General features: G+C 47.4%; 11 protein-coding genes. 3 read left to right on the top strand and 8 right to left on the bottom strand.

All coding sequences use genetic code 11. The features are described from left to right. Window positions 1-459: 459 nt before the first annotated feature. From C233_RS0121045 to C233_RS0121025, 5 genes are all read right to left on the bottom strand, one after another. A complete protein-coding gene (locus C233_RS0121045; RefSeq protein ID WP_018669472.1) occupies window positions 460-2106 on the bottom strand; it encodes an AMP-binding protein in 1647 nt (548 codons plus the stop codon). A gap of 123 nt (window positions 2107-2229) precedes the next feature. Beyond that, a complete protein-coding gene (locus C233_RS0121040; RefSeq protein ID WP_018669471.1) occupies window positions 2230-2805 on the bottom strand; it encodes a helix-turn-helix domain-containing protein in 576 nt (191 codons plus the stop codon). Window positions 2806-3123: 318 nt separating this feature from the next. Further along, a complete protein-coding gene (locus C233_RS0121035; RefSeq protein ID WP_025069232.1) occupies window positions 3124-4077 on the bottom strand; it encodes a hypothetical protein in 954 nt (317 codons plus the stop codon). A 4-nt stretch (window positions 4078-4081) separates the two neighbouring features. After that, the gene (locus C233_RS0121030; protein WP_025069233.1) at window positions 4082-5521 is read right to left on the bottom strand and encodes an MBOAT family O-acyltransferase; all 1440 of its coding nucleotides are present in this window, start codon (window positions 5519-5521) and stop codon (window positions 4082-4084) included. Window positions 5522-5762: 241 nt separating this feature from the next. After that, a complete protein-coding gene (locus tag C233_RS0121025) occupies window positions 5763-6251 on the bottom strand; it encodes a DUF4251 domain-containing protein (protein ID WP_025069234.1) in 489 nt (162 codons plus the stop codon). Window positions 6252-6346: 95 nt separating this feature from the next. On the opposite strand from C233_RS0121025, the gene C233_RS0121020 reads away from it, so the two are divergent. Next, window positions 6347-6877: a GNAT family N-acetyltransferase gene (locus C233_RS0121020; RefSeq protein ID WP_018669467.1), complete on the top strand. Its 531-nt coding sequence runs from the start codon at window positions 6347-6349 to the stop codon at window positions 6875-6877. Between the two features lie 172 nt (window positions 6878-7049). Here the strand turns inward: C233_RS0121020 and rpsO are convergent, their stop codons facing one another. Further along, window positions 7050-7319: a 30S ribosomal protein S15 gene (rpsO, locus tag C233_RS0121015; protein WP_009122156.1), complete on the bottom strand. Its 270-nt coding sequence runs from the start codon at window positions 7317-7319 to the stop codon at window positions 7050-7052. Between the two features lie 228 nt (window positions 7320-7547). Here rpsO and typA point away from each other — a divergent pair, with 228 nt between their 5' ends. Further along, window positions 7548-9347, top strand: coding sequence for a translational GTPase TypA (typA, locus tag C233_RS0121010; protein WP_018669465.1), 1800 nt, complete (start codon window positions 7548-7550; stop codon window positions 9345-9347). Window positions 9348-9458: 111 nt separating this feature from the next. On the opposite strand, the gene C233_RS0121005 is transcribed toward typA, so the two are convergent. Together C233_RS0121005 and pckA are read right to left on the bottom strand one after the other, a co-directional pair. Further along, window positions 9459-10106 carry a nitroreductase family protein gene (locus tag C233_RS0121005; RefSeq protein ID WP_018669464.1) on the bottom strand — a complete coding sequence of 216 codons (648 nt, stop codon included), beginning with the start codon at window positions 10104-10106 and terminating at the stop codon, window positions 9459-9461. 100 nt (window positions 10107-10206) lie between these two features. Beyond that, window positions 10207-11814: a phosphoenolpyruvate carboxykinase (ATP) gene (pckA, locus tag C233_RS0121000; protein ID WP_018669463.1), complete on the bottom strand. Its 1608-nt coding sequence runs from the start codon at window positions 11812-11814 to the stop codon at window positions 10207-10209. 312 nt (window positions 11815-12126) lie between these two features. Here pckA and upp point away from each other — a divergent pair, with 312 nt between their 5' ends. Then, entirely contained in the window at window positions 12127-12786 is a 660-nt protein-coding gene (upp, locus tag C233_RS0120995) for a uracil phosphoribosyltransferase (RefSeq protein WP_018669462.1), read from the top strand. Window positions 12787-13028 lie beyond the last annotated feature (242 nt).

Genomic DNA, 13028 nt, shown 5'->3' with positions numbered 1-13028 from the left:
AGGCACGGAACAGGAAGACGGAAATCCTGTGGATTTTCTTTGGAATACATACGGCAAATGCCGTACTGATGATAGACAAGATCAGGAACAGGACGGTGAAAGCGGCATGATATGATTTTACAGGCAGAGGCAGAAGATGTCTTCAGACTTCTTCCCGAGCGTCATGTCTTGTAGGGTAAGATTGTGTGAGAAATTACAGGAATAGGACTATAAAAATGGCATATGAAGTGAGTATGCTCTATCATCTTCATATGCCATCTTGATTTTTAGGGACATTTACTGAATATCCCTACTGATATAAGCTAAATTCCAACATTTACTTGTTCAGTTACTCACTTATTTAGTTACTCACTTATTTAGTTACTCACTTATTTAGTTACTTACTTGTTCAGTTACTTGCTTATTTAGTTACTTATTTATTTAGTTAGTTAGTAAATTAATTAGTTTACTCCTGACTGCTTAGATGATTTCTATTCCCTGCTCCTTGCAGAGTTGTAGCCCTACGTCCTTCAACTTGAATTTCTGTATTTTGCCGCTTCCTGTCATGGGGAACTCTTTGACGAAGAAGATGTATTTGGGAATCTTGTACCGGGAGATTTTTCCGATGCAGAAGTCGCGTACATCCGACTCGTGCAAGTCCGCTCCTTCGTGCAGGATGATGAATGCGCCGACCGCTTCGCCGTACTTCTTGGAGGGGATGCCGGCTACTTGTACGTCTTTGACGCCTTCCAACTGGTAGAGGAATTCCTCGATTTCACGGGGGTAGATGTTCTCTCCGCCGCGGATAATCATGTCTTTGATGCGTCCGGTAATGCGGTAATTGCCGTCTTCATCTTTTACGCCCAAGTCTCCGGAATGCAGGAAACCGTTCTTGTCGATAACCTCTGCCGTGGCTTGCGGGTTCTTATAATAACCTTTCATGGTGTTGTAGCCGCGGTTGCACATCTCGCCTTGTACGCCTACCGGACATTCTTCACCGGTTTCCGGGTCGATGACTTTGACTTCGGTATGCTCGAAGTCGCGCCCTACGGTGTTGCAGCGTACGTCGAACGGGTCGTCTATCCGGCTGGCGGTCATACCGGGGGCGGCTTCCGTGAGGCCGTAGACGCTGGTTACTTTCATGTACATCTTTTCTTCTACCTGCTTCATCAGCTCTACGGGGCAGAGGGAGCCGGCCATGATGCCTGTGCGCAGGCTGGACATGTCGAACAGCTCGAACATCGGGTGGTGCAACTCGGCGATGAACATCGTAGGTACGCCGTAAAGCGCGGTACACCGCTCCTTATGGACGGAAGCGAGAACTACGAGCGGGTTGAAACGCTCTACCATGACTTGCGTACAGCCGTGGGTAAGGCAGTTCATCGTGGCGAGCACTACGCCGAAGCAGTGGAAGAGCGGCACGCAACAGCAGAGTTTGTCGTCGGCGGTGAACTTCATATGCTCGCCGGTAAGGAAGCCGTTGTTGGCGATATTGTAGTGGGTAAGCATTACTCCTTTCGGAAATCCGGTAGTGCCCGAGGTGTATTGCATGTTTACCACATCGTGGCAGTTTACCTGTTTCTTGAGTTCGTCCAGGCGCATGTCGTCTACGTTATCGCCCAGAAGCAGGATTTCGGCGGTATTGTACATGCCCCGGTGTTTTTCCTGCCCTACGTAGATAACGTTCTTCATGTAGGGAAAGCGTTCGCTTTTCAGATGACCGCGCTGGCAGGTTTTCAGTTCCGGCAGCATGGTGTAGGTCATCTGTACGAAGTCGCTGTCTTTTTCGCCGTTGACGATGCAGAGTGTGTGCATGTCCGAGTTCTTGCACAGGTATTCCAGTTCGGCTTGTTTGTAGTTGGTGTTTACCGTTACGTAGACGGCGCCTATCTTGGCGCAGGCGTATAGAAGGGTCAGCCAGTCTGGTACGTTTGCCGCCCAGATGCCCACGTGTGTTCCCCGTTCCACGCCGATTGCGATGAGTCCTTTTGCCATGTCGTCTACCCGGCGGTTGAACTGGCTCCAGGTGAAGCGCAGGTTGCGGTCGGAGTAAACGATGTATTCTTTGTCTGGTGTAGTTGTGGCCCAATGCTCCAGCCATTGGCCAAGCGTTCTTTCGTATAACATAGTAGAGTTGAAAATTGAGAATCGGAAGCGAGAGTTAAGAGTTGGGAGTTGAGGGTTGAAAGTTAGGCTGCGCTTTCATGCTGCATGGTAACTTTCAACTCTCGACTCTTAACTTTTAACTATTTAAATCGGTGTATAGACTACCGCCAGTATTTTGGCTGCTTGTCCTTCGTAGGCGTGTACATGGTGCGGTACGATAGAGTCGTAGTAGATGCTGTCGCCTTCTTCGAGAAGGTATGTGTTCTTTCCGTAGCTGATTTCCATGGTTCCTTCCATAACCAGGATGAATTCTTCGCCTTCGTGTGACGAGAGTACGAAATCGCTGTCGTCCGTAGGGGTTACGTCGATGATGAAGGGTTCCATGTGACGGTCTGCCTTGGACTTGGAAAGGGAATGGTACTCCATGTGCTTGCGCGAGTGGATAGCGTTGTTGGAGAAGCTGATGCTGTCTTTCGCTTCTGATTTGCGGCATACCACGGGGCCGTTTTCGTCCTGGTCGTCCAGGAAAGTGCCGAGACGCACGCCCAGTACGCGGGCTATCTTGATAAGCGGGGCCAGTGAGGGGAGGTCGATGTTGTTTTCGATGCGTTCGATTTGTTCGATAGCGAGTCCCGAACGTTGTGCCAGTTCTTCCATGCTGATGGATTGGCTTTCGCGGAGTGACCTGATTTTTTCTCCTACAATCTTACTTGTATCCATAATTTGATAGTATTTTCAGTCTAAAAGGTTATAATCAATAGCTGTAAATTGCAAAAATAAGATATTCTTTTACTTGTTGCAACATTCTGTGGCGAAAAGTTTGCTTATTATCTTTGCAAGCCTCTCTCCGGCATATAATGTCTCTCCGTATGTTTTGCCGGAAACGTTGGAGCGGTGGTTTGTAGTAAATATAATTTTGTGTGGGGCGGTACGGTTTCTGCGGTATCCGCCGGGGTTGCCGTTCCTGCCGGGTGGGGTACGGCTATGTGCCGTTCTTTTTTATCGGGTGTCTGCCTGGGTATGCCGGTTTACTGTATTTTATAAGGGGGTTACCGATGTACTGTCATTGTTCAAAATGTCTTTCCGCAGGATACGGGTAAATCTTACGGCTCCTTTGTCGGAAGACAAATGGTTGCCGTTATGGAAGTTGCCGTCGTCCTCGAAACGTTTGTCATTGAAGTAATTGTAGAAACGGACATTATCCCATTTTGCGGTAACTGCTTCTAAGGCTGCACACATTTTCTCTACTTGCCCGGCATTCGTCAGTTCGTAGTATTTCCGGTGTACGGGAGGAATAACGAGGTATAGCCGTATGCCTTTAGTGCGGCACAACTCTGCAACTTCATCGATGCGCCGTACGTTTTCCTTGAACAGTTTCTGTGTCTTTTCGTTTTCGGCAATCGAATGCCCTTTTACCTGCCGGGGGATGTCTTCTACCCATGCGCGTCCTCTTTCCGACAGGTCATAGCTATGGTCTAATCCTAAGGAGTCGCAGGACATCGTTTTCTTATGGAGGATGTAGTACTTCGACCATTTCCTGAAGGATATGGAACCGGTGGAGAGTAACTCGATATTGTAAAGGATGTCTTTGTGTTTGTCGATATCCATGTAGATTTTGTGGTTGGCTATGCTTATCTTGTCCTGGCCTATGTAGTCGTCTAACCATAGTGTCTGGTAGGATATTCCCCAGATAATGTTCTTGAGATGCGGCAATCCGTCGATGTATCTTTCCAGTAGAACCTGGTTGTAGCGAAGCCATTGGCCGGAAATCGCAAGGTTGTAGGTGCTGTCGGAGAGGTATGCAGGGTCGATGCCGCAATTAACGACCGAACTGCCTATGATGAGGTTCTTGATTTCTTTTCCTTTCTTTTCCACTATATTCCGTTTGAACCTGTAAGAGTTGGGTATCCGGCGTAGCGTAATCTCAAAGCCTATGCTTAATAGGATTAGGACTGATGAAAACAAGCAGATATGTTTTAAGAACTTCTTCATGGCGTTAGAATTGAAAATAGATGAACTCCTCTTGCTGGCCTGCTAATAAGAGTGTTGTTATGAAGATTGTGTAATAGAGTATCCAACGGACAGCCTGGTAGCGGAATATCCCTTTCTTTTCTATTTGTAAGCCGTATTGTTTCTCGCGTTGAAACCATTCTACTACTATCAATATGGCGATGTAGATAAGTGGGTCTTTACCGTGTGCGGGAAGGGTGAAGTCGAAGCGGGTAATCATGCGTACTATATAGTCCCATGCTTGTTGAATGCTTTCTGCCCGGAAGATAATCCAGCCGATAACGACTGCTACGAAAGTGGAAATCATCTGTCCTGCTTCTTTTACGGTGGGGAGCAAACGGCCTTGCGCCACTGTGTCTTTGTTCTTGCGGTTCTTTCCCATGAGGAACAGGGGCAGAAACAGCAGGGCGTGGAACGCTCCCCAACAGATAAAAGTCCAGTTGGCACCGTGCCAGAAGCCGCTGACTAAGAAGATTACCAGGGTATTACGCATCGCTTTCCACTTTTTGCACCGGCTTCCGCCCAGGGGGATGTAGATGTAGTCGCGGAACCAGGTAGTGAGCGATATATGCCAGCGGCGCCAGAACTCGGCTATGTCGCGCGAGAAATAAGGGAAATTGAAGTTGCGCATTAAGTTGATACCGAACAGGCGTGCCGTACCGATAGCGATGTCCGAGTAACCGGAGAAATCGCCGTATATCTGGAAGGTGAAAAAGATTGCTCCTAAAAACAGGTGTGTGCCGCTGAGTACCTGGTATTCGTCGAATATCATGTTTACTGCCGTGGCGCAGTTATCCGCTACCACCATTTTTTTGAATAGTCCCCATAGAATCTGCCTCATTCCGTCCACTGCTTTTTCGTAGCTGAAGCTGCGCGGCACAAGGAATTGCGGCAGCAGGCTGGTTGCTCTTTCAATGGGGCCGGCTACGAGTTGCGGGAAGAAGCTGATGAAAGCGAAAAAGGCGATTATGTCATGCGTAGGCTTTATTTTGTGTTGGTACACGTCGATAGTGTAGCTCAATGCCTGGAAGGTGTAGAAGCTGATACCTACGGGCAATAATATGTCAATCGTTACCCAGTCCAGCTCTGCACCGAAAAGCCGGAATAGGGCGCTCAGGTTCTCTCCGAAGAAGTTGCAGTATTTGAAGATACAAAGAATAAACAGGTTGAGGGTGATATTGGCGATGCTGACCCACTTTTGTTTCGTGCGTTGCCCTTCCAGTCTTTCTAAAAGTATGCCGCTTGCAAAGCTGCAAAATGTAGTGAGGGCTATCAGGATAAGGAAACGCCAGTCCCACCAGCCGTAGAACAGGTAACTTACTGCCACGATGAACAGGTTCTGCCGGCGTAGCGGCTTGAAAACGAACCAATAGAGCATAAACACTATCGGCAGGAATATCAGAAACTCAACAGAATTGAATAGCACGGGGTCGTATGTTTTTTTGCTCCAGTTCCCTGATAGAGCGGTTTTTATAAAAGAGGAGGCGTTGGGACTGTTGTTCTTTTCGTCTTAACAAGAACGCTTCCTATTGTTTCTTCTTTTTTTATATAATATTGACCGGGTGCAAAAATAAACAAAATTTAAAACAATTCAATGTTTATCAAAGAAGAAATCGCATGTGTACGTGTACACTTTTTCCGGTTGCAAGAACTTTAACCGAAAATTCTTACTCCTTGATATCCAGCTCTCCGGAGTATGAGATAGCCTGCTTGTTCATTGGCTGGATGTGTACATTGGCCGAGCCGTTGGAATAGATAGTCAGGGTATATTCGTATTTGTCTTCTTCGTTGGCGGTTTTGAAACTGATTCTCGTTTTTCCCTTTTTGAGGGGTTCTTTTTCGTATGCGGTTACCGGCGCGTTGAAAATCAGTCCTTTCCCGCCACCGTAGGGCACGTTGTATGCCACTCCGAAATAGGGCAGATAGGAAAAGACGGAATCATTCTTTACTTCTATGGAGTAGTCGGAGGTCAGGGCATGGCTACGGCCGCTCATAGGCTGCATATAGTCTATATTGATTTTGTAGTGGCCGGCATTTATCGCTTCTTTAACGGCGCGTTCGGTTTGCGCCTTTTTTTCGTTCCGGCTTTGTGCTGCTACGGGCTGCATGGCAAGCATTCCCGACAAACATAATAGGATAAGTCTGTTCGTTTTCATCGTTGCTCGGTTTTCGGTATCGGCAAAGATAAAGATAATGTTTTTGAGACGTGAAACGGATTCGGTATTTTTGTATGAGAATAAAGATTATTAATATGGTATATATCGAAACTCCCCGTTTGTTGTTGCGTGGTTGGAAAGAGGAGGACTTTGCGCCTTTTGCGGAAATGAATGCCGACCCGGCTGTAATGGAATTCTTTTTGCACCCTTTGTCCGGGGAAGAATCCCGTAATCTTTTCGATACTGTCAGGAATGAGTTCCTCCGGTACGGCTATGGGGGATATGCCGTCGAGCGGAAGTCGGACGGAGCTTTTGTCGGTTTCACCGGTTTCCACCGTTTTTCGTTCGATGTCGATTTTGCTCCGGGGGTTGAAATTCTCTGGCGGTTAAGGCGGGAATACTGGGGGCAGGGATATGCTACTGAGGCGGCAAAGGCATGCCTGGCTTATGCTGGGGAGAGCCTGCCGTTCTCTACGGTCTGGGCTTTTACTTCGCTGCCCAATAAACGTTCGCAGAGAGTGATGCAGAAAATAGGCATGAGGTTGGAGAAGAATTTTATGCATCCTTCCGTACCCGACGGGCATCCGCTGAAAGAACACGTGCTTTATAAAATCCTGTTGCAATAGTTTGGAAGTATCTTCGGAGCTGTGTATTTTCTATGTAATGGGGTTTGTACGTTTACCCCTTCCGTACTCCCTTGCTTATGGAAGATAACGGGTGAAAGGACGGGACAAAAGTAAAGCGGAGGAATTTTCATTAAGAAAATTCCTCCGCTTTAATAAGTTTACCGCAAGTAAATTACTTACGCAAGCCGAGTTCCTGAACAATGGCACGATATCTGTTGATGTCACGGTCTTTCAGGTAGTTCAGCAGCGCACGGCGCTTACCTACCAACATTGTCAAGGCTCTTTCTGTACTATAATCTTTTCTGTTGAGCTTCATGTGCTCAGTCAGGCGGGCAATACGGTACGAAAACAATGCTATCTGGGACTCAGCTGATCCCGTATCAGAGTTAGACTTTCCGTATTTGCCGAAGATTTCTTGCTTTTTAGCAGCGTCTAAATACATAATGTTTAATTAAAAAGTTGATAATTCTTTCTCTTTCGAGCGTGCAAAGATAGGTATTATCTTTTATATTGCAATGATATTCAGCAAAAAAACTTTTCCATATAGCTCATAATACTGTGAAATTCGTACCTTTGCTCCGCGAAAATAGGCTGCCTCTTAGCAAATTGCAAATATATTTGCATCTGCTTCCGGTTTGCACTATCTTTGCAGCCAAATAATAGGTATTATATGCAAAATATTAGGAACATTGCAATTATTGCCCATGTCGACCATGGGAAAACGACGCTTGTCGATAAGATGCTTCTGGCAGGAAATCTTTTCCGTAATAACCAGAATGCAGGTGAATTAATGCTGGATAACAATGATTTGGAGCGTGAGCGGGGCATAACAATCCTTTCCAAAAACGTTTCTATCAATTATAAGGACACGAAGATTAACATTATCGATACTCCGGGACACAGCGACTTCGGCGGTGAGGTAGAGCGTGTGTTGAACATGGCCGACGGGTGCATCCTGCTGGTGGATGCCTTTGAAGGTCCGATGCCGCAAACCCGTTTCGTACTGCAGAAAGCTCTGCAAATCGGTTTGAAACCTATCGTCGTCGTCAACAAGGTAGATAAGCCGAACTGCCGTCCTGAGGAAGTCTACGAAATGGTATTCGACTTGATGTTCAGCCTGGAGGCTACGGAAGACCAGTTGGATTTCCCCGTTATCTACGGTTCGGCAAAGAACAACTGGATGAGCACGGACTGGCAGCAGCCCACAGACAACATCTATCCGCTGCTGGACTGTATCTTGGAGAATATCCCCGCGCCTACTCAGTTGGAAGGTACGCCGCAAATGCTGGTGACTTCGTTGGATTACTCCTCCTACACCGGCCGTATTGCCATAGGCCGCGTGCACCGTGGTACTTTAAGAGAAGGCATGAACGTGTCTTTGGCCAAGCGCGACGGCTCAATCGTCAAGTCGAAGATTAAAGAGCTGCACACCTTCGAAGGTATGGGACGTGTGAAAGTACCGGAAGTTTCCTCCGGCGATATCTGTGCGCTGGTAGGCATCGAAGGATTTGAAATCGGCGATACGATTTGCGACTACGAGAATCCCGAAGCTCTGCCGCCTATCGCTATCGACGAGCCGACGATGAGTATGCTGTTCACTATCAACGATTCCCCGTTCTTTGGTAAAGAAGGCAAGTTCGTTACCTCCCGCCATATCCACGACCGTTTGATGAAAGAGCTGGACAAGAACCTTGCCCTGCGTGTACGCAAGAGCGAAGAAGACGGAAAGTGGGTGGTATCCGGCCGCGGTGTGCTCCACCTCTCCGTATTGATTGAGACGATGCGCCGTGAGGGATACGAGTTGCAGGTAGGACAGCCGCAGGTAATCTTCAAGGAGATAGACGGTGTGAAGCACGAACCTATCGAAGAACTCACGGTCAATGTTCCCGAAGAATACGCCAGCAAGATTATCGATATGGTAACCCGCCGCAAGGGTGAAATGGTGAAAATGGAAAGCGCCGGAGAGCGTGTGAACCTCGAGTTCAATATGCCGTCGCGCGGTATTATCGGCCTGCGTACGAATGTGCTGACAGCTTCCGCCGGCGAAGCTATCATGGCACACCGCTTTAAGGAGTACCAGCCTTATAAGGGCGAAATCGAACGCCGCACCAACGGTTCTATTATCGCTATGGAATCAGGCACTGCCTTTGCTTATGCTATCGATAAGCTGCAAGACCGCGGTAAGTTCTTCATTTTCCCGCAGGAAGAAGTATATGCCGGACAGGTTGTAGGCGAGCACTCCCACGATAACGACCTTGTGGTAAACGTAACCAAATCCAAGAAGCTGACTAATATGCGCGCTTCCGGCTCCGACGAGAAAGCACGCCTGATTCCGCCGGTACAGTTCTCTTTAGAGGAGGCGCTGGAGTACATCAAGGAAGACGAATACGTAGAAGTTACCCCTAAGTCCATGCGCATGCGCAAGGTTATCCTGGACGAAACAGAGCGTAAGCGTGCCAATAAAAACTGATTTTTAATGTTTTAGTTGTTATATATGAAAGGAGTGCCCTGCTGGAAAGTAGGGCACTCCTTTTGTCGTTACGGGAATAAGCATTTTCCCTGTTTATCCTTTATCGTACTGTCAGTCTATATACTTCACTTTGGCTGCGTCCCTCGGTTTGGCGGCAGGCGCTTCGTCCGGATAGCCGAAGCCGATGCAATAAAGCAGCTTGTAGCCTTCGGGGAAGTCCAGCTTCTTGAGATACTCGGCAGCTTCGGGAGTATCGGTCATAAAGCGTGTAGGGCTTGCCAGGCAGCACGAGCCTATTCCCATAGACCAGGCAGCCAGTATCATATTCTCACCCAGTAATCCGCAGTCTATCTGCGAGCAGTCGTACGAAGTGTCGTTACCGATAAATACCACGGTAGGCGCATTCCGGAACATATTCTTGAAGTTGGGGTCTTCGGCCATTTTCGGGTTCTTCTGCTTGAACACTTCGCTTATCCCGTTCAAGAATTCCGGATTATCCACCACACGCACTGCCCAGGACTGTTTGTTCTGTCCGTTGGGGGCATTGATACCGCATTCCAGGATAACCTTCATCGTATCCCGGTTTACCGCTTCCGGTTTGTACTTACGGATACTGCGGCGCGACATAATCGTTTCGATTACCGCTTCCGAATTACTTTTCTCGACAACTGTGCTTTCATTCTCTTTCTGTACCTGCGGCCCGCAACCGGACAGCATCAATAGGCCTGCGCCTAACAGCATAAACTTTAAACTCTTCATACTCTGTGTGCTATATTAGTAATTTGCTTTTCCGCAAAACTAACAAAAAAAGCGGCTTCCGGAAACGGAAGCCGCCTTAAAAATATGTAATCCTGTTCTATTAGAGTTTCGGACCAGCAGCAACCAAAGCCTTACCAGCTTCGTTACCTGTAAACTTAGCGAAGTTCTTGATGAAACGTCCGGCCAAGTCTTTTGCTTTTTCTTCCCACTTGCAAGCACATTCGTAAGTGTCGCGGGGGTCGAGGATTTTCGGGTCAACACCCGGCAACTCTGTCGGAACAACGAAGTCGAAGTAAGGAATAACCTTTGTCGGAGCCTTGTCGATAGAACCATCGAGGATAGCGTCGATGATACCACGGGTATCTTTGATAGAGATACGCTTGCCGCTACCGTTCCAACCGGTGTTAACCAAGTAAGCCTTAGCGCCGACCTTGTTCATCTTCTTAACCAGCTCTTCTGCATATTTAGTAGGATGCAAGCTCAAGAAAGCAGCACCGAAGCAAGCAGAGAATGTCGGAGTCGGTTCAGTGATACCGCGTTCCGTACCGGCCAACTTAGCAGTGAAACCAGACAGGAAGTAGTACTGAGCTTGTTCCGGGTTCAGGATAGATACCGGAGGCAATACACCGAAGGCGTCGGCAGACAGGAAGATTACCTGATGAGCGTGAGGACCTTTGGATACCGGCTTAACGATGTTGTTGATATGATAGATAGGATAAGAAACACGAGTGTTCTCAGTTGTGCTCTTATCAGCGAAGTCAATCTTACCGTTGGCATCGACAGTTACGTTCTCCAACAGAGCGTCGCGTTTGATAGCGTTGTAGATATCGGGTTCGCTTTCTTTGTCCAGGTTGATAACCTTAGCGTAGCAACCGCCTTCGTAGTTGAATACACCCTCGTCGTCCCAGCCGTGTTCGTCGTCGCCAATCAGCAGACGTTTCGGGTCGGTAGACAAAGTAGTCTTACCTGTACCGGACAGACCGAAGAAGATAGCAGAGTCAGTACCTTCCATGTTCGTGTTGGCAGAGCAGTGCATGGAAGCGATACCGCGAAGCGGGTTCTTGTAGTTCATGATAGAGAACATACCCTTCTTCATTTCACCGCCGTACCAAGTATTCAGGATAACCTGCTCGTTGGTCTTCAAGTTGAATACAGTAGCTGTTTCAGAGTTCAGACCCAGTTCCTTGTAGTTGTCTACTTTTGCTTTGGAAGCGTTGAATGATACGAAATCGGGTTCTCCGTAGTTAGCAAGTTCTTCGGCAGTGGGGCGGATGAACATGTTAGTTACGAAGTGAGCCTGCCAAGCTACTTCCATGATGAAACGTACTTTCATACGAGTAGCCTCGTTAGCACCGCAGAAAGTATCGACAACGAACAGACGCTTGCCGCTCAACTGCTTAACAGCTTTAGCTTTCAGGTCGGCCCATGCTTCTTCGGAGCAAGGCTTGTTGTCGTTTTTGTATTCTTCGGAAGTCCACCATACAGAATCCTTGCTGGCTTCGTTCATTACAAAGAATTTATCTTTAGGAGAACGTCCGGTATAGATACCGGTCATTACGTTCACAGCACCCAGTTCAGTTACTTGACCTTTTTCGAAGCCTTCCAGACCCGGTTTGGTCTCTTCAGCGAACAATACATCATAAGACGGGTTGTGGATAATCTCCTTCACGTCTTCGATACCGTACTTGCTTAAATCTAAATTTGCCATTTTTTTTAAGATTTTAAAATTGGTATTTGGTTTATAATCTCTTTTGCACCTTTTTACGCCTGGTTACAAGGGGGCGAATCTGTGGAAAACCGCGCTTTTCAGTAAGACCCTTGTTTTTGCGACTACAAAAGTAATACTTTATTTTTAAAGAAACATCCCATTAGAGAAATTTTTCTGTAATAGGAAATCTTTTATAAAACCGTAACAATATCTGCAAACTGAATGTTGCAAATTAAGTGGAAATCGTTTACTTTGCATTCCTATTCCGCCGATATACGGGATAACTGATACATATAATCTGATAATACGACAATGAAAGTCATCAACTTTGCCGAGACAGATTCTGTCTTGAACCAATATGTGGCGGAAATCCGCGATGTGCAGATACAGGCCGACCGCATGCGTTTCCGCCGGAACATCGAACGCATCGGAGAAATCATGGCGTACGAAATGAGTAAAGAACTGTCCTATTCCGAAAAGCAGGTGCAGACACCGCTGGGAGTAGCCCCCGTCCGTACGTTCGACGACGAGGTGGTGATTGCCACCGTTTTCCGTGCCGGGTTGCCTTTGCACACCGGTTTCCTGAATGTATTCGACCGGGCGGGCAACGCTTTCGTTTCCGCTTACCGTTATTATAAGGATAAGGAATGCCGCACGGTAGATGTGCACATCGAGTATATCGCCACCCCCGACCTCTCCCACAAAACACTGCTGTTGGTAGACCCTATGCTCGCCACGGGCGAAAGCATGGAACTTGCCTGGAAAGCCTTCCTTACGAAAGGTACGCCCGCCAAGTTGCAGATAGCCTGCGTCATTGCCAGCCGGCAGGGAGTAGAACATTTGCAGAGGCTGTTCCCCGGCGATGAAGTCTCCCTTTGGTGCGGTGCTATCGACCCGGATATGAACGAACACTCCTACATCGTTCCGGGGTTGGGCGATGCCGGAGATTTGGCATTCGGGGATAAGTTGTAGCCTGCTCCGGCAGAGGAGAGCGCATTAAATCTCTTTCCGCCACAGGATTCATGGATTAAGACAGACTTTTAAATTCTTAGCGGAGATGATATAGATTTCATAGGCTCTGTTTCAGACAGAAGAACAAAAAGACATATTTTTCTCTTTTGTCTTTTTGGGGACATTCAGTAAATAATATAAAATCAGCCAACTAATTCATACACAAAATATTGCGAATTAGCTGGCTTTTTTGTATCTTTAGG

Source organism: Bacteroides gallinarum DSM 18171 = JCM 13658 (assembly GCF_000374365.1).
Classification (GTDB): Bacteria; Bacteroidota; Bacteroidia; order Bacteroidales; family Bacteroidaceae; genus Bacteroides; species Bacteroides gallinarum.
The sequence above is the reverse complement of the archived record's forward strand: the minus strand, read 5'-3'. Positions and strand labels throughout refer to the sequence as shown.

Bases quoted from the DNA above. Each gene is read 5' to 3' on its own strand.
- C233_RS0121040 (WP_018669471.1), bottom strand. From the start codon at position 2,805: ATGGATACAAGTAAGATTGTAGGAGAAAAAATCAGGTCACTCCGCGAA.
- C233_RS0121035 (WP_025069232.1), bottom strand. From the start codon at position 4,077: ATGAAGAAGTTCTTAAAACATATCTGCTTGTTTTCATCAGTCCTAATC.
- upp (WP_018669462.1), top strand. From the start codon at position 12,127: ATGAAAGTCATCAACTTTGCCGAGACAGATTCTGTCTTGAACCAATAT.
- C233_RS0121025 (WP_025069234.1), bottom strand. From the start codon at position 6,251: ATGAAAACGAACAGACTTATCCTATTATGTTTGTCGGGAATGCTTGCC.
- typA (WP_018669465.1), top strand. From the start codon at position 7,548: ATGCAAAATATTAGGAACATTGCAATTATTGCCCATGTCGACCATGGG.
- rpsO (WP_009122156.1), bottom strand. From the start codon at position 7,319: ATGTATTTAGACGCTGCTAAAAAGCAAGAAATCTTCGGCAAATACGGA.
- C233_RS0121045 (WP_018669472.1), bottom strand. From the start codon at position 2,106: ATGTTATACGAAAGAACGCTTGGCCAATGGCTGGAGCATTGGGCCACA.
- C233_RS0121005 (WP_018669464.1), bottom strand. From the start codon at position 10,106: ATGAAGAGTTTAAAGTTTATGCTGTTAGGCGCAGGCCTATTGATGCTG.
- pckA (WP_018669463.1), bottom strand. From the start codon at position 11,814: ATGGCAAATTTAGATTTAAGCAAGTACGGTATCGAAGACGTGAAGGAG.
- C233_RS0121020 (WP_018669467.1), top strand. From the start codon at position 6,347: ATGGTATATATCGAAACTCCCCGTTTGTTGTTGCGTGGTTGGAAAGAG.